This window comes from Priestia sp. 40, assembly GCF_049368575.1.
Classification (GTDB): domain Bacteria; phylum Bacillota; class Bacilli; order Bacillales; family Bacillaceae_H; genus Priestia; species Priestia zanthoxyli.
Map to the genome: position 1 here is coordinate 651564 of NZ_JBMPZA010000015.1, position 21595 is coordinate 673158.

The window sequence follows — 21595 nt, forward strand, 5'->3', positions numbered from 1 at the left end:
CCTTCTCCTTTTTGTTTAGCATACTTTCATTATATAAAAAAAGCATCTAAAAAGACTACATCTTTAAAGAAATTCCAACTTTTTTCGACATTTCTTTCATATCTTACCTTTTTTAACACTTTCACACCAAAAGAAAAAGCAGAAAACATTTGTTTTCTGCTTCTGCCTTCAATCTTCATCTTTTACGTCCATATCTTCAGGGATTGGCTCATTTAGGTATTCTTCAATTTGTTTTTTGTACTTTTCCATTTGCTCTAAATGGGTGTTAAACTGCTCTTTATTTAATAAGTAGTTTTCACCATCAAATATAGCCCGTACTTTTCCTTCTTGAATCAATTTCTGTACATATTCTTCAGGAAAAGATAGATACTCTGCTGCTTCTTTTATCGTTAAATACATCCTGCTCCACCTTTTAGACGTTATAGTGTACTTCTTCTGTAGCTTTAACCATTAACTCATACTGACGCAAGCGAAGCTGGAATAATGTTAACGGATCATAGTAAGCTTCAGGATTGGCTTTCATATGACTTAACACGTCTTGATTTTCATTAATATGCGCCTGTGTTTCTTCAATCGTTTCTTTTAAAACCTCTTTTGGCTTTTCAAAGAATAGTTCAATATCAACTTCTAAATTTTTCTCAAATAAATTAAACTGCATAAAAAACTTTGCCAGCATAGATTCTGTGATATCTTGATAGTCTTGACTTTCAATGTACTTTTTATATTGATTATAAAGCAGCGTTTGGTTTTGAAGAATGGAAGAAAACAGCTTTCCTGCTCCTTTTAACAAGAGCTGCGTTGGATTAACGCGAAGTAAAATATTTTCTTCATCCAGCTGAACCCGATTAGCCATACGATTAACGTCGCGGCGCCAGTCGTCCAGCACTTTAAAATCGCAGGCTAACGTTAATTTTTGCTCATTGTACATCTTATTTAATGACTCTGCTACTTCTTCAATATCTACTTGACTCGCAATCAGCTCTTCATTTGATGTAGCAATCCAGTCCTTTAAAGAAATGCGGAACTTAGGTAGGACATCTTGCTGCAAGTGCTCTTCCACGCGCATATTCATTTGTTTATTCAGCTCAATATGAACCGTACTAAAATCACTGTCTTCCTTCACTAATTCTGAAGACTTTTTGAGTAAACGAGGAATTTTATTTTTTAACTTTTTGCTAATATCCTCTTTGATGCCGTGATAAGCTGAAACAATACTACTCGCTTTTTCTTGTTCTAAGTCATCCACTCGATGCAAGAAGCCATTTAATCGCACAAGCATATCTTCGTTCCATTTAATGCTTTCAATCAAATGATTTTCTGTTTGATTTCTCTTCTCCACTAAGCTCTTTAGCATGCTTTGAATGAAGAACAGCAGTCTGCGCGCACGCTCTTCTACTCCAACGTCGTTTGGATCGTAATAGAAATTAGCTTTAATAAACTGAGCCAAGTCTCCGTGATGCTGACTCGATACGTAGTGAGGCGTATAGGCTAATACATGCGCCTGAGGGAAATCAGCTCCAATGCTTGCCTCAAATTCTTTTGTAATTCGCTCAATCGTTGCTTGATTATAAAGACTGTCCATATTGTTGATGACAAAATGAACTGGCGTATTTGGCGCATGCTCTTTAATCTCCAGCAATAATTCTCTTTCTTCATCAAGCAGCGATTCTTTTGCATCAAGCACAAACAGTAAACCATCTGCTAAAGGAGCATATTTAAATGCATCCTGCTCACGCGCCTCTTGTTCTGTAAAACTTGGCGTAACAATGCATGAACAATTATGCTTATCAAGGAATGCAAAAGGTTTTTTCACTTCTACAAGCGCCTGATGAGGAGATTGCTCCGCTCCGTCAATCGTTTCCATCGGAATGATTTCTTGATCAGCGATTTGCTGGATGGATTCTTCCTCATCATGAATGAACACAAAGGTTGTTTCGTGATTTTGCGGTACCTTTTCTTCTGTAATCGATCCCACAAATGAAGACGTTGCAGCATTTGTTCCTGTAATTAATAAGTGTGTCGTATGAGCATCTAATAAAAAATCTACCCACCATTTAAAGGTGTGCCCCACTTCTAAACCATTTTCATTAGCCCATTTAATAATGCCATGGCAAAGCTTGTAGTGATATTCAAGACCATCAATGTCGTTACGCGCCTCAAAAATTAATCTGCCCGCATTTTCGATTGTAATGGTATCAATAGTTGACGGAAACTTTTCATTCCATGAAAGTACGGCCGCAGACGGAAATAACGCACGTGACTTATTGGTAATTTTAAGCCAGTTTGTTAATACGTTCGGAATGACTTCATGCAATTCCTTTACAGAATGATCACTTTCCATTAAGTCGGTATACGTCTCTTGATAAAGAGTTGAAATCTCTTGCCAATAATCATAGAGGCCCACTTCAATATTTAAGAAAATATCATTGATAGTTTTAATCCAAGCAAGATAAGGAGGCTGACTCTTATATTGTTTCCATAAAGCTGAAACAAGCTGTTTGAAATATACTTGGTCTACTTTATAAAATGAAATCATTACTTGATAAAAATAGTTAGGGATAAAGTTTGCTGTATATCCTTTATCTACGTAAGTCTTTAATACCGCAAACCAATTTAACGATTCCGTTCGAATACACTCATCTACCGCAAGCTCCACTGCGCTGTTAAAGTCTTCTTGCTCTTCATAAAATCTGCGTGCAATCGCCGTGACGTTTGGATAATCCGGCTGAGAAGCAACCAGCTCGTTAATGACTTCATAAGCTCGTTCAATATTGTTATGGTCCGTATAAAGCGAAAACAGCTTTAGCGCTATTTCAGCTTTTAATACTTTTGAATCCGTTTCGATGGATAAGTAAAGCTCTTCAGCGAGCGTAGACAACCCCAATTCATAATGCGCGTCGGCTGTATTTTTCTTCGCCCACAGCTTAAACTCGCCATTTACATTCTCCCACTTAAAAATCGCAGATTCAAAATCTTGGTTGTGGAAGTACACTTCTCCCTGAGCTAAGCGAATGAGCGATAAGTCGTACCACTCTTTTTGCTGCTCTTCGTAATAAGCTTGTCCAAGGACTTTTACAGGCGGCTGATTTTCATTTTCTTGCATAAACGTTTCGTAATATTTCTTTTTCGTTAACTGATATTCTACCGTCATATAGTCTCTCCTTTTTGATGTCAATATTTTATGTACTCTATCAAATTCCCTTTTTTATACTTTTCATACACGATATTTTCTTACTCATATTTTACGCAAAAAAAGCCTCAAGAACTACTCTTAAGGCTTTTTTTATAACTTTTATACTATAAAAATGGCTATTTATCATAAATCGGTGCTGAAATAACAAATAGATTAATAGGCATCCCGTCGAAACAGCCCCATTACTTCTACCGTTTCCGTAATATTTACGAAAGCTTCAGGATCAACCGATTGAATTAACTGCTTGAGGTTTGCAAGCTCATAGCGTGAAATCACCGTCATTAATATTTTACGGTCTTCTCTTGAATAAGCTCCTTCACCGTTCATTAACGTCACGCCGCGCACCAAATTCGTAAGAAGCTGCTGCTTCATTTCTTCGCCTTTTCTCGTAATAATGGTTAACGTGAGCTTAATGTGGCGAGTATGAATCGCATCCACTACTTTTCCTGTGACGAAAATCGAAAGCATCGTATATAAAGCCGCGTCCCAGTTCACAAAAAAACCTGAAACAAATACGACCACGGCATTCATCGCTGATAATATAGCGCCAAGCGGAAATTCTTTTTTATGCGTAAGAAGCATCGCAATGATATCAAACCCACCTGTCGAAGCCGACTGACGAAAAACAAATCCTACGCCAATTCCAGTTAAAACTCCTCCAAAAACAGCTGACAGAATAGGATCTGTACTAACAGCTCTCAAGGGAATCACGTATAAAGCAATTGATAAAGCCACAACGGACAGCAGGGTATGTAAAACAAACCGCTTTCCTAACTTCATAAAACCAATAATTAAAAGGGGTAAATTTAACAAAAAATTCATTGTTCCCGTGCTTGCAGGCGTTAAAATTCCTATAATCATAGCAATACCGCTAATGCCGCTGCTTAGCACTTTATGGGGGATTAAAAACCAATTGTATGCAAATCCAATTAACACAGAACCTGCTATAATAGCAATTGCTCTATACATGATGTCCCTTCACCTCTTACCACAAATATAATGTTTTCATTTATTGCTTCTTCATTATAATTCCTAAAATATTGAAAACCTTAAAAAAAGTATATTCAGAAATTTGCTGTGTTGGTGGGGTGGACAAATGGCAAAATAAAACGGACATAACGGCAATTAGTGCTTTTATATTGAGCTTTATCTGCTTTTTTGTATGAGCCACTCTAACTTTGTCTTTTTCTTGCTTATTCAAAATAAAAAGCTGCTTTCTTTACTAAGATAGCAGCTTTGATGAAGAGTTATTTTAATTTTAATACCGCTACATTCTCCACATGCGTTGTATGCGGAAACATATCAACAGGCTGAACTTCAACCGTCTCATATCCGCCTTTTTCTAAAATAGCTAGGTCACGCGCCAGAGTTGCTGGTCCGCATGAAACATAGACTACTTTTTTCGGTTTCATGTCAATGATGGTATTCAAAAGAGCTTCGTCGCATCCTTTTCGCGGTGGATCTACGACGATGACGTCTGCTTTGATGCCTTGTTTGTACCAGTTTGGAATGACGACTTCTGCTTCGCCTACTGCAAATTCAGCGTTGTGAATACCGTTTAGCTCAGCGTTGCGCTTTGCATCTTCAATCGCTTCAGGGACGATTTCAACGCCATATACTTTTTTCGCTTTTTGAGCGAGAAATAACGAGATTGTTCCGATTCCACAGTAGGCGTCAATGACCGTTTCTTCTCCTGTTAAATCTGCATACTCAAGCGCTTTGTCATACAGCACTTTCGTTTGCTCAGGGTTTACTTGGTAGAATGATTTTGCTGAAATGGCAAATTTAACATCGCCGATATAGTCGTAAATATATTCTTCTCCCCAAAGTACGCTCGTTTGGTTCCCTAAAATGACGTTAGTACGCTTGCTGTTTACGTTTTGAACAATTGATTTCACGTTCGGCACGGCTTCGATAATGTCTTCTATAATACGCTTTTTGTTTGGCAACTCAGCTGTACGAGTAACAATTACAACCATAATTTCACCCGTTACAAGTCCGTAGCGCGCCATGATATGACGAAGCGAGCCTTTATGCTTTTGTTCCTGGTAAGCAGAAACCCCATGCTTTTCACAGATTGATTTGACAGCTTGAACAACATCATCATTTGCCTGCTGCTGAATCAAACAGGCATCCATGTTAATGATGTCGTGGCTTCGCTGCTGGTAAAACCCAGCGACCAAACCGCCTTCTCGCTCTGCTACGGGAACTTGAGCTTTGTTTCGATAGCGCCAAGGATCGTTCATTCCTAGCGTCGAATGTACCGGAACGTCAGGTAAATGGCCAATTCGCGCCATGACGTCTTTTACTTGCTTTTGTTTAAATTGCAGCTGTCCTTCATAGCTTACATGCTGCAGCTGACAGCCTCCGCACTGCTTGTATACCGGACAGGGTGCTTCAACACGCTGCTCACTAATTGTATGGTGCTTGATAAGCTTGCCAAACGCATAGCCTTTTTTTACTTTAATGACTTTTACTTGGCCGCTTTCGCCGGGCAGCGCATTTTGAACGAAAATAGGAAATCCGTTCACTTTCGCTACACCCGCTCCGTCATGCGTTAAATCTTCAAACGCAACATCTATATATTCATTTTTTTCTACAGGTGGTTTTAATTTTTCCATTTATCGTTACATCCTTTTAGTCATTTGAAAATGCTGAACTGATTGTACCATAAGAGCCAAAGCCAAACAAAGAAAAGCATGAAAAAAGATCGCAATTAGGCGATCTCATTTTTTTCCATCAATTCAGCTGTTGCTTTTGGAACAAAGATTTCTACATGGCGATATAAGTTTACAAATTCCCCAGGCAATAATCCGCCGTACTCGCCATCTAGATTTAACTGCATTTTATCATTTGTATGAATTTTAACACGGTTCGCTTTTGTATAAATAATATGAGGATCATTGATGTGTTCCCCTCGCAGCGCAAGTGTCGCAATTCGAATAAATTCAGCTAAATTTGCTTTCTTTAAAATAATTAAATCAAACATGCCGTCATCTAAAGAGGAATCTGGTGCCAGCTTTTCAAAACCGCCGACTGAGTTCGTTAAGGAAACAAGGAAGAACATAATCTCGCCGCCAAAGAATTTTCCGTCATACTCAATTTCAACAGATGTTGGTTTAATAGAAGGAAGCATTTCCATGCCTTTTAAATAGTAAGCTAGCTGTCCAAGCATTGTTTTTAACTTGCTTGGCACTTCATATGTTAATTCAGTTAAACGGCCGCCTCCGGCGATATTTACAAAGTAATGCGTTTCTCCATCGTTTGTTACACAGCCCAAGTCAATTGGCTTTGTTACGCCTTCTACAATGACATCAATAGCGCCTTCAATCGTACGCGGCACATTAATGGCACGAGCAAAGTCATTGGTTGTTCCAACAGGAATAATACCTAGCTGCGGACGATAGTCTTGTCCAGCGATACCGTTTACGACTTCATTGATGGTACCGTCTCCACCAGCTGCGATTACAACGTCAAAGCGACGTTCTACTGCTACTTTAGCAGCTTCTGTTGCATCACCAGCACAAGTTGTAGCATGACAAGATGTTTCGTAGCCTGCTTGCTCTAGCTTTTGCAAAACTTCCGGTAAGTTTTTCTTAAAAATTTCACGGCCCGATGTCGGGTTATAAATAATTCTCGCTCTTTTCATATTCATCATCCTAATAATGATAATTTGTCACAAATCTTTGCCTACTTTTATCAGTGAAAGAATGCCCCCTCACATTACATCATCAACAAGAGGGGGCATGAACAAACATATTATAAAGAAATTAACCTTGATATACAATATTCACGTTTCGGTTTTTATTCATACCTTCAGCGCGATCGCCCTTACTCATAATAAATGTGAGATGGATCCCCACCTCACATTTAGTTATCAAATTTAGCGTTTATTAATTTCTTCTAAAAGAATTTTATTAACCATCGGTGGGTTCGCTTGGCCTTTTGAAGCTTTCATAATTTGACCAACTAAGAAGCCAATTGCACGATCCTTACCGTTTTTGAAATCTTCAATAGATTGAGGGTTTGCATCTAATGCATCTGTTACGAATTTGCGTAAAGTTGCATCATCAGAAATTTGTACAAGACCTTTTTCTTTTACAATTTTCTTTGCATCTCCGCCATTTTCAATTAATTCTTTGAATACTTTTTTCGCAATTTTAGACGAAATTGTACCTTCTTGAATTAATTGAATCATACCAGCTAGGCCTTCAGGTGTTAAGGCTACATCTGAAAGTTCTTTTTGGTTTGAGTTTAAGTAAGCAGAAACCTCACCCATTAACCAGTTAGAAGATAGCTTCGCATCTCCGCCCGCAGCAAGTGTTGCTTCAAAGAAATCAGACATTTCTTTTGTTAGCGTCAATACCATAGCATCATAAGCAGGTAAGCCAAGCTCTTCTACATAGCGCTTTTTACGAGCATCTGGAAGTTCAGGAATCGAAGCACGAACGCGTTCTTTCCACTCTTCGTCGATGTGTAATTCTAATAAGTCAGGCTCTGGGAAGTAGCGATAATCGTCAGATCCTTCTTTTACACGCATTAGAATTGTTTCGCCAGTAGACTCATCAAAACGGCGTGTTTCCTGCTCGATTAGGCCACCAGACAATAACACTTTTTCTTGACGAATTTCTTCGTGTTCAAGACCGCGGCGCACATAGTTAAATGAGTTTAAGTTCTTTAATTCAGCTTTTGTACCGAACTCTTCTTGTCCAACTGGACGTAAAGAAATATTGGCATCACAGCGAAGTGAACCTTCTTCCATTTTACAGTCAGATACGCCTGTATATTGAATAATTGATTTTAATTTTTCTAAATAAGCATATGCTTCTTCAGGAGAACGCATATCTGCTTCTGATACAATCTCAATTAGAGGTGTACCTTGGCGGTTGAAGTCTACTAGTGAATAACCATCGCCTGTATGCGTTAACTTACCAGCATCTTCTTCTAAATGAAGTCGGTTGATACGAATACGCTTCGTTTCACCTTTCACTTCTACTTCAATCCAACCGTTCTCGCCAATTGGTTTATCAAATTGAGAGATTTGATAAGCTTTTGGGTTATCCGGATAGAAATAGTTTTTGCGGTCAAACTTTGTATCTGTTGCGATTTCACAGTTTAGCGCAAGCGCTGCTTTCATTGCAAAATCAACTGCTTCTTTGTTTAACACAGGTAATACGCCAGGATAACCTAAGTCAATTACACTTGTGTTAGCATTTGGAGCCGCACCAAATGCGTTTGGACTTGCTGAGAAAATTTTAGATTTTGTCTTAAGCTCAACGTGTACTTCAAGACCAATAATCGTTTCAAAGTTCATCTTTATCTCACCCCTTACAGTGCTGGTTTCGCTTTATGATGCTCAGTTGCTTGTTCGAATGCATGAGCAACACGATAGATTGTGCTTTCGTCGAAATGCTTACCGATAATTTGTAACCCTAATGGCAATCCATTTGATAAGCCGCAAGGCACAGAAATACCAGGTACTCCAGCAAGGTTTACTGGGATTGTTAAAATATCGTTTGCATACATTGTTAATGGATCATCTGTTTTCTCACCAATTTTGAATGATGGAGTTGGTGTAGTTGGTCCAATGATAACGTCATAGTTTTCAAATACAGACTCAAAGTCTTGCTTAATTAACGTACGTACTTGCTGTGCTTTTTTGTAGTAAGCATCATAATAACCAGAGCTTAACGCAAATGTTCCAAGCATGATACGGCGTTTTACTTCGTTTCCAAAGCCTTCGCTTCGGGACTGCTTGTACATTTCGATTAAGTTCTCAGCATTATCTGTACGGTATCCGTAGCGAACTCCGTCAAAACGAGATAAGTTAGCAGACGCTTCAGAAGAAGATAATAGATAATACGTAGCTAATGCGTATTTAGAGTGTGGAAGCGATACTTCTTCCCAAGTTGCGCCTAGTCCTTCTAACACTTTTAGCGCATCTAAAACAGACTGGCGAGCTTCTTCGCCCACACCTTCGCCTAAGTATTCTTTTGGAACAGCAATTTTAAGGCCTTTTACGTCACCTGTTAAAGCAGATACATAGTCCGGTACATCAACATTAGCAGAAGTAGAATCCATTGGGTCTACGCCTGAAATTGCTTGAAGTAAGTATGCATTATCTTCAACAGAATTTGTGATTGGTCCGATTTGATCTAAAGAAGATGCAAATGCCACTAATCCGTAACGAGATACGCGACCATACGTTGGTTTTAATCCGACAACACCGCAGTAAGCAGCTGGCTGACGAATTGAACCACCTGTATCAGAACCTAAAGAGAACGGAACTTCGCCTGCTGCTACAGCTGCAGCTGAACCACCGCTAGATCCACCCGGTACGTAATCTAAATTCCATGGGTTGCGCGTTAACTGAAGACCTGAGTTTTCAGTTGAAGAACCCATTGCGAATTCATCCATATTTAATTTACCGATTGTTACCGCTTCAGCTGCCTGCAATTTTTGAACAACTGTTGCATCATAAATCGGATCAAAGTTTGCTAGAATTTTACTAGAGCAAGTTGTACGTAAATCTTTTGTGACAATATTATCTTTTACACCGATCGGCATACCAAATAATAGGCCAAATTCATCTTTTGTTTGTAATGCTTCATCTAGCTCTTTTGCATAAGCACGAGCATTGTCTTCATTAAGCGCTAAGAACGCACCTACTTTATCATCTACTTCATTAATACGTTTGTATGATTCGTCTACTAAATCTTGTACACGTACTTCTTTCTTGTGTAAAAGGCTATGTAGTTCTGAAAGTTTACGATCGAATAAAGACATCGTAAAGCCTCCTTCCTTATTCTAAAATAGTTGGTACTCGAATGTAGCCATCCTTGTGGTCTGGCGCGTTTTTTACTACGTCTTCAATTGGTAAGCCTTTAGCTGGCTTATCTTCACGCATCACGTTTTTCATATCCAATACGTGAGAAGTTGGTTTTACATTTGTAGTATCTAACTCATCTAATTGTTCTGCATATGTAATAATAGCATCTAATTGTTTTGTAAATAGTTCTGCTTCGTCATCCGTCACCGCAAGTCTCGCTAAGTTTGCAACGTGTTTTACTTGATCAACAGAAATTCTTGACATGTTCCTTCACCTCCGAATATTCGTCCCACTACAATATACTGATAATACCAAACTTCACTAGCAACAGGCAACATTTCTGAGACTAGTTCCTAAAATATTAAAAACCCCGCCAGACAAGACAGGGCTTACATTTATCACTTCTATTTTATACCAAATCTATTTCATTCAAACAACATTCCATACTTTTCCTTCGTCATAAAATATTTCTCTCTTGCATAGGTATAAAATAACCTTCTTTTTAGAAAAGATAGATAGAAAAAGAAACATGCTTTAGAAGAACACACCACCATGTTTTAATTTCACTAGTCTTTGGGAAAGTAAAGAAAACGAATAACTACTTTACCGTAAAAGAGGTGCTATAAAAATTGAATAAAATACTTATACAGTCAGTCATCCACCAGCGCCCTGTGTATCAGCAAAGCGGAAGATGGTTTGTATTAGATGAAGAATTCAAGTGGGATTTGTCCACCTTGCAAAAAGATGTTTTTGCTTGTTTAAATAAAGCCTTTCATATTCCTATCATTTTTTGTGATTCATGTGAAGCCAATAAAATTGTCTCCGCTCTTGGAGAAGAAGAAGCAGAATACCTGCAGTTTGCCTCAGGTGTTTACTGGCGAGAAGTCGGCATTATATTTATTTTTAAATTTGATGACTACCTTCCGCTTGTTGAAACCATCTTTCACGAGCTGCGTCACTATATTCAAGATCACATCCCTTATTATCAGAAAGAATTTGAGCTGGATAAAAAACGCCCGTATGAAGAGCGGACAACCGAACAAGATGCGTTTGCATTTGCTGCTTATTATCTTGCTAAGTTTACAAGACAAAATTCTCACGCCATTCCTTCATAAAAGGCAATTTCATAGAATTAGAAAAAGACACTGCTTTCGCAGTGTCTTTTTTGCTTACTCTTCGTAAATATGAACGAACGGCTTGTCTTCATCTGCTTTTCTAACAATGAGAGCTTCCGGTCCGCTTACTGAGTTAATAGAGATACTCGTTTCCATATATGAAGGGAAATGATCAAGCATTAAACCAGCAACGTACTGAGTAAATCCTACAATTTCACCTTTTCCATAAAATTGTACGGGAATATCAATCGTCATTTTTTGAAGCTGCCCATCTTTGTAATACCCTTTCCCTACTACGCTTGTAAAGTTTGGGAAATAGTCTTCGATTTGCGCTTTAAACTCATCAAATTTCATCGCATCATCTCGGTGATCTTTTGTTGCATCTGATGATGGGAATAAATAATATTGCTCGTCTAAATTATCCCAGCTGCCAACGGCCGTATCATTTGAACCTGCATTTCCGACAGCTATAAAGTTACCCGGTGTTAAAGAGGACTTAGCACTTTGTTTGAATAATGCTACTCGAACTGGCACATTTTCTAAGCCTTTGATGTTGCGCATACGCTTAACAATTTCATCTGCCATTTGCTTTCCTTGCGCTTCAATCTCTTTATTTGTAAGCTTCACTTCACGTGCATAACCATTTTCTTCTGTATAATAATGAACAGAATTCATCGCTAAGCCAATTGTGACGCCTCCAAGTTTTACCTTGTCGTCTCCGTCTTGGATAAGGTAATCTTGCTCAGTAATGTTCGCTAAGTACATTGGACTTGTTTCGTTGCGCGTTTTCAAATCGCCTTTTTCTGTATCAATTGGGTTTAACCCATTGTTTTTAAGCTTCTTTTTCGCCGTATCATCTTTTGTTTTGCTTTGAAGATCTTTAAACTGTTTATCACTCAGCTTACGGCTTAACCATGAGCGAATAGTATCTTTATCAAGGTACTGGCCTTCTTGATACACATATTTTTTCGGAGAATAGCTATCTGTTGATAAGCGCATTAAGCCTGTTTCAAATTCTTGCGCATCCAAGCGGTTATTTAAGTTTGCTGCTACTAAGCCTCTTGCCACTCCCGCTTTAAATGGAAGAATTGTTCGGTAATAATCATCTGAAATACTATACTTCGGAATAACTGCTTTTTCTTTCTTGTTGTTGGTTTGTTGAACAGTCTCTTTATCGTCCGAAAGGTTCGGTGCACACGCTGAAGTTACAAGCATGACCGCAAGAGAAAGTAACAATATCTTTTTCAACTACACACACCTCTTATTTATTTAATTCCGTAAGTAGCCTTGCCTCATCCCATACTTCAATTTCAAGCTCGTTAGCTTTTGTCAGTTTGGAACCAGCCTCTTCCCCTGCCACAACAAGGTCTGTCTTTTTACTTACGCTTCCTGTGACTTTACCGCCAAGTGCTTCAATTTGTGCTTTTGCCTCATTGCGAGATAGCTGTTCAAGCTTACCTGTTAATACAACGGTTTTACCAGCAAAAACAGAATCTACATTTTCTACACTTACAAGCTTGGGTCCTTTGTATGTAAGGTTTACTCCATACTCTTTTAATTCATGTATAAGTTCTTGAACCTCTTCTTGTGTAAAGTAAGCGACAATAGCATCAGCCATTTTGGCACCAATTTCATTAATTGCCACTAATTCATCATACGTTGCTTTTGTTAACTTGTCTATGGTTTCAAAGTGCTGAGCTAACGTCTTTGCAGCTTTTGCTCCGACATGGCGAATGCCCAAACCAAAAAGCAAACGCTCAAGCGAATTTTCTTTAGAGGCTTCGATGGCCGAAATCAAATTATCAGCAGATTTCTCACCCATGCGCTCAAGCTCGATTAACTGCTGTTTTGTCAGCGTATAAATATCCGCTACATCTTTAATTAACTGTTCGCGAAATAATTGTGATATAACTTTTTCACCAAGTCCATCAATGTTCATCGCATTGCGGGACACGAAATGAATAAGTCCTTCACGAATTTGAGCAGGACAGCTTGGGTTAATGCAGCGAAGCGCCACTTCTCCTTCTAAACGCACCAGTTCACTTTCACATTCCGGGCAGTGAGTAGGCATCGTAAACTCTTGCTCTTCTCCCGTTCGCTTCTCCTCAATTACATTCACTACCTCAGGAATAATATCTCCTGCTTTTTTCACCACGACATAATCTCCGATACGAATGTCTTTTTCACGAATTAAATCTTCATTGTGAAGAGACGCACGCTGTACCGTCGTACCTGCTACTTGAACCGGCTCCAAAATAGCTGTTGGCGTAATAACACCTGTCCGGCCTACCGTCAGCTCAATATTTACAAGCTTGGTTACAACTTCTTCAGCAGGAAACTTATAAGCAATAGCCCAGCGTGGACTTTTGGCCGTTGTTCCAAGCTCAGCCTGCTGATCAAATGAATCTACTTTTACAACAATGCCATCAATATCATAAGATAGTTCTGGACGTTGCGTTTGCCAGCTTTCGATGTAAGCAATCACATCATCAATGGTTTCACACGTCTGTCTTTCCTTATTTGTTTTAAAGCCAAGCTCATCGAGTAAATTCAAACTTTCGCTGTGAGAGTCGATTTCTAATTCTCCTGTATCAGTCATGGCATAGACAAAGATATCTAAATTACGTTTTGCCGCAATTTTAGGATCTAGCTGACGCAGTGAGCCTGCAGCTGCGTTACGCGGGTTAGCAAACGGAACTTCATCTCTTTCCATTTTTGCTTCATTAAGTGCTTCGAATGATTTTCTCGGCATAAATGCTTCTCCGCGAACTTCCATTGATAACGGTTCTTTAATTCGCAGTGGAATAGAGCGGATTGTTTTTAAGTTTTCAGTAATATTTTCACCAGTCGTACCGTCTCCGCGCGTAGCCCCCAGCACTAAGTATCCATCTTCATAGCGAAGAGATACAGCAAGCCCGTCAATTTTAAGTTCGCATACATAAGAAAACTCATCTCCGACAGTTTGGCGCACTCGGCGGTCAAAATCCCGAAGGTCTTCTTCATTAAATGCATTTCCTAAACTCAGCATAGACGTTTGATGCTGAACCTTCTCAAACGCATCGAGCACTTGGCCGCCGATGCGCTGAGTAGGTGAGTCAGCTGTTTTTAATTCTGGAAATGATTCTTCTATCTCAATTAACTCATTCATTAATTTATCGTATTCTGCATCTGGAACAGATGGCTGATCTAACACATAATATTCATATCCATATTGATTTAATAAGTCGCGTAATTCTTGAACGCGTGATTTTGCTGTCTCAAACTCCATATTCTAGCTCCTTTTCACGATTACACTTTCGTAACCGGGGCAAATTTAGCAAGCAGTCTTTTTACACCTGTAGGACTAGGAAAAGCAATGTCTAATTCTTTTGAGTCTCCTTCTCCTTTTACACTTACAACTGTACCAATTCCCCATTTTTTGTGTTCGGCCTTATCTCCAACGCTCCATCCAATTGACTCACTGCCCGTTGATACAAGCTTCGTTTTTGCCACGGCCGCTTGTCGGCGTGCTGCAAACGGCGAAGCTGAAGACCCTGAACGACCAGCAGCAGGCTTGCGCATCGTTTCATTTAAAGATTCCACAAGCTCGCTTGGGATTTCTCCAATGAAGCGCGATTTTGGATTGACGTTTGTTTTACCAAATAGTGTACGCATTTGAGCATTTAATAAATACAATTCTTGTTCAGCACGTGTAATCCCTACGTAGGCTAAGCGTCGTTCTTCTTCCATTTCATTATCTTCGAATAATGATCGGCTATGAGGGAATACGCCTTCTTCCATACCCATTAGGAAAACAACCGGGAACTCTAGACCTTTTGCTGAGTGAAGCGTCATCAGAATCACTTGTTCGTTCTCTTCTTCTTCCTCATCATCAAGCTTATCGATATCAGCAACAAGTGCTAAATCGGTTAAAAATGCTACTAAGCTTTTATCTTCGCTTGCTTCTTCAAACGTTTTTGTAACAGATAAAAACTCATCAATATTCTCTAAGCGACTTTGTGCTTCAATTGTTTTTTCTACTTTAAGCGCTTCACGGTATCCTGTTCTTTCTAATACTTGTTCCACAAGCTCTGTTACAGACATATAGTCTTGCATTTGAGCTAAGTTTGAAATCATTGATTGGAAATCACGCAGTGCCTTTGTTGCTTTGCCCGTTAACCCCATCAATTCTACTTCATCAAGCGCTTTGAAAATAGAAATGTCATGAACGTTTCCGTAATTGGCTACTTTATCGACTGAAGTAGCTCCAACTCCGCGCTTTGGAACGTTCACAATACGAGCTAAGCTAATGTCATCATCTTGGTTGGCAATTAAGCGCAAGTACGCAAGCAAATCTTTAATCTCTTTGCGGTCGTAGAACTTAATGCCGCCGACAATTGTATAATTAATATTGGATTTTAGCAGTACTTCCTCCATTACACGGGACTGTGCATTTGTACGATACAAAATGGCAAAATCGCTATATTTACGTTTGCCGCTGTCTACTGCTTCTTTAATTTTACGTGCTACAAACTGTGCCTCATCGTGCTCACTCATTGCTTGATAATGATAAATCTTCTGGCCTTCATCGTTTTCCGTCCATAAGTTTTTCACTTTACGGTTCATGTTATTTGCGATGACGCCGTTTGCCGCAGCTAAAATCGTTTTTGTTGAACGATAATTTTGTTCAAGCAAAATGGTTTTAGCTTTTGGGTAATCTTTTTCAAATGACAAGATATTTGTAATATCAGCCCCGCGCCAGCGGTAAATAGACTGATCTGAATCCCCTACTACGCATACATTTTCAAATCGTGCAGCTAGCAAGCGAACCAGCATATATTGTGCATGGTTTGTATCTTGATACTCGTCCACATGAATATATTGAAACTTGCGCTGATAGTACGTTAACACTTCAGGAACTCGTTTAAATAACTGAATCGTTGTCATAATCAAATCATCAAAATCGAGCGCTTGGTTTTTCTTTAAACGCTTTTCATACTCTTTGTAGACTTTACTTACAACTTCTTCATATGGTCCCGCTGCTGTTTTATCAAATTCTTCCGCTACTTTCAGCTCATTTTTAGCTGAACTAATGCTTCCTAATAGCGAGCGCGGATCGAATTTTTTTGGGTCGATGTTTTGATCTTTTAAAATGTTTTTAATAACGGACAGCTGATCCGTTGAATCTAAAATTGTAAAGTTACGATTAAAGCCAATACGATCAATATCTCTTCGTAAAATACGCACGCACATCGAGTGGAACGTTGAAATCCAGATATCTTCTGCCACTCCGCCAACGATACTTGCCACACGCTCTCTCATTTCACGAGCTGCTTTGTTTGTGAAGGTAATAGCTAAAATATTCCAAGGTGCAACTTCTTTTTCTGCCATTAAAAACGCAATTCGGTGCGTTAATACACGTGTTTTTCCACTTCCTGCACCGGCCATAAGTAATAACGGTCCGTCTGTTGTTTTAACTGCCTCTTGCTGCTGAGGGTTTAATCCTGTTAATAATTTTTCACTTAAAAAATTCACGTTTTCACCGCCTATATCGAACATATATTCTCTATTCTACTTTATTTATTTTTCACTGTGCAATATTCTTTTTTACCGCTTTTACAGTTTTTAACGCTTCAGATAAATCCGTATAGATAACATTTCCTACAATAACCGTGTCCGCTAGCTCTCCCATCTCGCTCGCTTGCTCTTTTGTTACAATACCCCCGCCGTAAAACAACTTCGTCTCATTTAGAGAATTTTTCACTTCTGCCACTAATGCAGGGTCTCCATATGTTCCGCTGTATTCTAGATAGAAAACGGGCAAATGAAACATGCGTTCAGCCATGCGAGCATACGCTACAACGTCTTCTGCATCCAAATCAGTTTTCGCTTCCGTTAGGCCAGCCACTTTTGCTTCGGGGTTAAGAACGCAGTATCCTTCTACAAAAATTTCATCCCAGTCCATAATCTCTCCGTATTCCTTCATCGCCGCATGATGTAAGTCAACAATCCACTTTGGATCCTTGCTGTTTAAAACGGTCGGAATGAAATAAGAATCAAACCCAGGCGTTACAGAGTCAATGGTTGATACTTCTAGCGCACACGGCACCGTGTAGCGGCGAATACGCATTAACAACTGCAGTACATTGTCTAGAGTCACTCCGTCAGATCCTCCAACAAGAACCGCATCCGTGCCGGATTCGCAAATTTTCTCTAAATCTGCATCTGAAATCTCTTTATTAGGATCTAATTTAAAGACATGTCTCCACTCTTTAATATCATACATATAGGTTCCTCCATTTCTTTACACTTAAAAGTTCGCGCTCGTCCATTTGTTCATTATAACAAAACTAGGAGGGTGAAATGAAAGGAAAACCGAACTTTTCATCACGTTTTTTGTTTTCAAAAAATATGGATAAAAGATACGGTTTTATCCTCAAATTCCGAAAGAAAACATCACAAAAAAAGCCCATTTTGCACAAGGTTATTGTTTCTCTGCATAGGATATGCTAATATATAGCTACTAAAATTCATATGATATACGCTGAAGGATCAATAGTACTTAAATCCTCTTCACAAAGCGAACTAGGGACGGTGAGAGCCTAGAGAATGGTTTAAGGAAAAGGCAGTCTGGAGTATATACAGACGAAGGTGGATACATTTTGTATCAACCAGGGTGGAACCGCGGGAAAAACTCTCGTCCCTGGGCATATTGTTGATATGCCCAGGGACGAGAGTTTTTTTGTACCCGCTCTTTTTGTTTCGCTTGAATTACTACCATTTACAGGAGGAATTAGAATGTCAAAAACAATGGATCAAATCGTATCTCACGCCAAACACCGCGGCTTTGTATTTCAAGGTTCTGAAATTTACGGCGGTCTTGCAAATACATGGGATTACGGCCCGCTTGGCGTAGAATTAAAGAACAATATTAAAAAAGCATGGTGGAAAAAATTCATTCAAGAATCTCCATACAACGTTGGTTTAGACGCTGCGATTTTAATGAATCCAAAAACATGGGAAGCTTCTGGTCACTTAGGAAACTTTAATGACCCAATGATCGACTGTAAGGATTGTAAAGCTCGTCACCGTGCCGATAAATTAATTGAAGAAAAGCTTCAAGAAAAAGGCATTGAAATGATCGTAGACGGCCTTTCATTTGATGCAATGGCTGACTTAATTAAAGAACACGAGATTACATGTCCTGAGTGTGGTTCAGCTAACTTCACTGAAATTCGCCAATTTAACTTAATGTTCAAAACGCACCAAGGTGTAACTGAAACATCAACAAATGAAATTTATCTTCGTCCTGAAACGGCTCAAGGTATTTTCGTAAACTTTAAAAACGTTCAGCGCTCAATGCGTAAAAAGCTTCCATTCGGTATCGGCCAAGTGGGTAAAAGCTTCCGTAACGAGATTACACCTGGTAACTTCACATTCCGTACGCGTGAATTTGAACAAATGGAACTTGAATTCTTCTGTAAACCAGGCACTGAATTAGAGTGGTTTAACTACTGGAAAGAAACATGTAACAAATGGCTTCTTTCTCTTGGTATGAAAGAAGAAAATGTTCGTCTTCGCGACCATGATGATGATGAACTTTCTCACTACAGTAATGCAACAACAGACTTTGAATACAAATTCCCATTCGGCTGGGGCGAACTATGGGGCGTAGCTTCTCGTACTGACTACGACTTAAAACAGCACATGGAACACTCTGGAGAAGACTTCCAATATGTTGATCAAGAAACAAACGAACGCTATGTACCTTACTGCATCGAGCCTTCTTTAGGGGCTGACCGTGTAACACTAGCTTATATGATTGATGCATATGAAGAAGAAACGTTAGAAGATGGCTCTTCTCGTACAGTTATGCAGCTTCACCCTGCTTTAGCACCATTTAAAGCTGCTGTATTACCACTTTCTAAAAAGCTTTCCAACGAAGCTCGCGCTGTTTTTGAAGATTTAGCAAAATACTTTATGATTGACTATGATGATGCTGGTTCAATCGGTAAACGTTACCGTCGCCATGATGAAATCGGTACGCCGTTCTGTATTACATTCGACTTCGATTCATTAGAAGACAATCAAGTAACAATCCGTAACCGCGACACAATGGAACAAAAACGTGTAGCAATTAGCGACCTTAAAAATATCATTGAAGAAGCAACTCAATTTTAATTAAAAAAATAAGCGTATGGCTGCTTCAGCCATACGCTTTACTTTTGATTTGAATCTTCTTGAAGGCGTTCTAACACCATTTGATACGCATCGCTTCCATAATTCAAGCAGCGTTTAACACGGGAAATAGTCGCTGTGCTTGCTCCAGTTTCCGTCTCAATTTTATGGTACGTGTTGCCTTCTCTTAGCATTCTTGCTACTTCTAAGCGCTGTGCTAATGATTGAATTTCATTAACTGTACATAGGTCATCAAAAAATTGATAGCATTCTTCAATGTTTTCTAATGATAAAATCGCTTGAAATAGCTGATCTAATTCTTTTCCTCGTAGTTTGTTGATTTGCATCGTATCGAACTCCTTTATCATTGGCTTTCTTTACTGGTTGTTTCTATCTATAAAATACAGTTTCTATATTTATTTGCACATACATTCATTCTGTATGAAGACAGCCAATTTCATACAAATTTCAAATTCCTTTGATACTTTTATATTTTAACGCATTATAGACGGAAAAAGTACTTTTTTATTCATAACGTCATAAATTCCTACTGGCGTGATACGAATATAAGGCAAATGTGTAGATGAAAAGAACAGCAGTGAATAGACAGGATCATCGTGTTTGTATCCTCGGTCACCCAGCACTTTCTTGAGTTCCACCTCTCGTTTACTTAACTCTTCCATCGGCAGATTCGACATGACTCCTTTTAACGGAAGATCCAATTCATATACTACCTTCTCTCCTTCTGTAATGACAATACCGCCGCCAATTTCTTTCATACGTTTAAATGCACACATCATATCTTTTTTGGATTTTCCAATTAAAATAAAATCACCTGTATTTGAAAATGAACTCGCCAATCCAGATACATTTGTCGCAAATCCTTTTAACAGCGTATTGATGCGCCACTTGCCTTCTCGGTCCACCAGCACTAAAAAGCTTTCATCATGATCAGAGGCTAATACATCTCCGCTCACATTTAAGTGAATGGAATACGGCTCCATAATAACAGCATTTTTCATTTTTACGCCTACTGGCATTGAAAATTGAAAATCGTCCATCGTTAAATCAAAGTCTAACTTTAACGGTGAAAAACCAAACTTTTCCCAAGGAAATTCTACCGAGGCTAATGCTTGCTCTTTGCCTTCTTTTTTCATCCACTTTCCTTTTGCTAGCACAGATACCGGAGTAGGCCGCATAGGATCTTCTAAAATATTAATATTAGCCACACAGCCTGTTGCTACATGGCCATGCAAATGTTCCATGTTATAATAGCGAGCAATATTTACAGACACCATATTATAAGCATCTAACACGGGAACTCCTTCTGAAATAGCTAATGTAATTAACATATCTGACACGCCGTTTTGGTAAAAAGAAGGCGGAGAGCCGTCTGTATTCATCGTAATGTGGTCAAAATAATCTACTCTCAGCTCTTTTAACTCCTGCAACAACTTTGGTAAATCCGGACGAATCGAGGAGTGGCGCAAAGCGACGTCATAGCCTTGCGTTAACCGAGCAACAACATCTTCCCCTGTCATAGACTCATGATCGCTGTCTGCCCCGAGCAATTTCATTTTTGCCAAGGTAAATGCTGATGCCCCCGGGAAATGTCCTTCAATGTGCTTCCTCATTCGTTTTGTCTCTTGAACCCAGTGAAGCATTAAATCATCTCCGTCTAAAAGCTTCGGCCAACTTGTCAGTTCGCCTCCTTGTAAGACAGCTTCATTTTGTAGCCAAGAAGTAATGTTCGTATGTGAGAAGATGTCAGCCTCTTCATCAATTTCCGTCTGCGAATCAAACCTGCACCACCAATACAGCGATTGTGGTAACGTTTTCATTTCTTCGATCAATGAAAATGCCGTTTTTTGTTCAAGCTGTAAAGCGAGAATTAAATTATCATTAAATAAAGTCGTTGTTCCGTGCTTGGCTGCATATTGGGAAAAAGTCTGGGGATTATATAACTGAAACGGGTGAACATGCGGCTCAATATACCCAGGAACCACATATTTCTCACTGCAGTCTATAATCTCTGTAGAAGCGTCTGTGTGCTTAGGCATCTCTGAGCCAACGTATACAATACGATCTTGGTAAACCCAAATATGTGCTTTTTTCCACTGCTTCATTCGAGCGTTCAAATATGTTGCATCTTTTAAGACAACAGTTGGTGCTTTTTGACCGTTTAATACTAAAAGCTGCTGTCTAATATGTTTGCTTTTCCAGCGGTATCTTTGTTCCGGCATGCTAAATTCCCCCTAATTTACTATGTATTTTTATCGTAACATATCCGTGATGTAAACG

18 protein-coding genes are annotated in these 21595 nt (G+C 39.1%); 2 read left to right on the forward strand and 16 right to left on the reverse strand.

Annotated features, from left to right (window positions below):
- Positions 1-29 precede the first annotated feature (29 nt).
- The 10 genes from ACO1DI_RS18210 to gatC form a co-directional block, all read right to left on the reverse strand.
- The gene (locus tag ACO1DI_RS18210) at positions 30-179 is read right to left on the reverse strand and encodes a hypothetical protein (protein ID WP_158307789.1); all 150 of its coding nucleotides are present in this window, start codon (positions 177-179) and stop codon (positions 30-32) included.
- On the reverse strand, positions 169-399 hold the full coding sequence (locus tag ACO1DI_RS18215) for a helix-turn-helix domain-containing protein (protein ID WP_013055062.1): 231 nt from the start codon (positions 397-399) through the stop codon (positions 169-171). The genes ACO1DI_RS18210 and ACO1DI_RS18215 overlap by 11 nt, the downstream gene beginning before the upstream one ends.
- 13 nt (positions 400-412) lie before the next feature.
- Complete coding sequence (locus tag ACO1DI_RS18220) at positions 413-3151, reverse strand: GTPase domain-containing protein (protein ID WP_014461921.1); 2739 nt, start codon at positions 3149-3151, stop codon at positions 413-415.
- Between the two features lie 195 nt (positions 3152-3346).
- Positions 3347-4162 (reverse strand): YitT family protein, encoded by an 816-nt coding sequence (locus ACO1DI_RS18225; protein ID WP_013055060.1) that lies wholly within the window; start codon positions 4160-4162, stop codon positions 3347-3349.
- Between the two features lie 40 nt (positions 4163-4202).
- Positions 4203-4394, reverse strand: coding sequence for a hypothetical protein (locus tag ACO1DI_RS18230; protein WP_014461922.1), 192 nt, complete (start codon positions 4392-4394; stop codon positions 4203-4205).
- A gap of 46 nt (positions 4395-4440) precedes the next feature.
- Positions 4441-5814 (reverse strand): 23S rRNA (uracil(1939)-C(5))-methyltransferase RlmD, encoded by a 1374-nt coding sequence (gene rlmD, locus ACO1DI_RS18235; RefSeq protein WP_014461923.1) that lies wholly within the window; start codon positions 5812-5814, stop codon positions 4441-4443.
- Between the two features lie 95 nt (positions 5815-5909).
- Positions 5910-6842: a diacylglycerol kinase gene (locus ACO1DI_RS18240; RefSeq protein ID WP_016762783.1), complete on the reverse strand. Its 933-nt coding sequence runs from the start codon at positions 6840-6842 to the stop codon at positions 5910-5912.
- A 234-nt stretch (positions 6843-7076) separates the two neighbouring features.
- A complete protein-coding gene (gatB, locus tag ACO1DI_RS18245; protein ID WP_013055057.1) occupies positions 7077-8507 on the reverse strand; it encodes an Asp-tRNA(Asn)/Glu-tRNA(Gln) amidotransferase subunit GatB in 1431 nt (476 codons plus the stop codon).
- Between the two features lie 14 nt (positions 8508-8521).
- A complete protein-coding gene (gene gatA, locus ACO1DI_RS18250) occupies positions 8522-9979 on the reverse strand; it encodes an Asp-tRNA(Asn)/Glu-tRNA(Gln) amidotransferase subunit GatA (RefSeq protein ID WP_013055056.1) in 1458 nt (485 codons plus the stop codon).
- A 16-nt stretch (positions 9980-9995) separates the two neighbouring features.
- Positions 9996-10286, reverse strand: coding sequence for an Asp-tRNA(Asn)/Glu-tRNA(Gln) amidotransferase subunit GatC (gene gatC / locus ACO1DI_RS18255; protein WP_013055055.1), 291 nt, complete (start codon positions 10284-10286; stop codon positions 9996-9998).
- Positions 10287-10651: 365 nt separating this feature from the next.
- Here gatC and ACO1DI_RS18260 point away from each other — a divergent pair, with 365 nt between their 5' ends.
- Positions 10652-11137, forward strand: a complete 486-nt coding sequence (locus ACO1DI_RS18260) for a DUF3920 family protein (protein ID WP_014461928.1) — start codon at positions 10652-10654, stop codon at positions 11135-11137.
- Between the two features lie 54 nt (positions 11138-11191).
- Here the strand turns inward: ACO1DI_RS18260 and ACO1DI_RS18265 are convergent, their stop codons facing one another.
- The 4 genes from ACO1DI_RS18265 to ACO1DI_RS18280 are packed head-to-tail and all read right to left on the reverse strand — an operon-like array spanning position 11192 to position 17402.
- Positions 11192-12385, reverse strand: a complete 1194-nt coding sequence (locus tag ACO1DI_RS18265; protein ID WP_014461929.1) for a CamS family sex pheromone protein — start codon at positions 12383-12385, stop codon at positions 11192-11194.
- 13 nt (positions 12386-12398) lie between these two features.
- Positions 12399-14405 carry an NAD-dependent DNA ligase LigA gene (gene ligA, locus ACO1DI_RS18270; protein ID WP_014461930.1) on the reverse strand — a complete coding sequence of 669 codons (2007 nt, stop codon included), beginning with the start codon at positions 14403-14405 and terminating at the stop codon, positions 12399-12401.
- A 20-nt stretch (positions 14406-14425) separates the two neighbouring features.
- Entirely contained in the window at positions 14426-16651 is a 2226-nt protein-coding gene (gene pcrA / locus ACO1DI_RS18275) for a DNA helicase PcrA (protein ID WP_042992602.1), read from the reverse strand.
- 52 nt (positions 16652-16703) lie between these two features.
- Positions 16704-17402, reverse strand: coding sequence for a heptaprenylglyceryl phosphate synthase (locus ACO1DI_RS18280; protein ID WP_014461932.1), 699 nt, complete (start codon positions 17400-17402; stop codon positions 16704-16706).
- A 512-nt stretch (positions 17403-17914) separates the two neighbouring features.
- On the opposite strand from ACO1DI_RS18280, the gene ACO1DI_RS18285 reads away from it, so the two are divergent.
- Entirely contained in the window at positions 17915-19297 is a 1383-nt protein-coding gene (locus ACO1DI_RS18285) for a glycine--tRNA ligase (RefSeq protein WP_013055049.1), read from the forward strand.
- Between the two features lie 38 nt (positions 19298-19335).
- Here ACO1DI_RS18285 and ACO1DI_RS18290 read toward each other — a convergent pair whose 3' ends face one another.
- Both ACO1DI_RS18290 and ACO1DI_RS18295 read right to left on the reverse strand, forming a co-directional pair.
- Positions 19336-19641 (reverse strand): YerC/YecD family TrpR-related protein, encoded by a 306-nt coding sequence (locus ACO1DI_RS18290; protein WP_013055048.1) that lies wholly within the window; start codon positions 19639-19641, stop codon positions 19336-19338.
- Between the two features lie 147 nt (positions 19642-19788).
- Complete coding sequence (locus ACO1DI_RS18295) at positions 19789-21537, reverse strand: adenine deaminase C-terminal domain-containing protein (RefSeq protein WP_014461933.1); 1749 nt, start codon at positions 21535-21537, stop codon at positions 19789-19791.
- Positions 21538-21595: the final 58 nt, after the last annotated feature.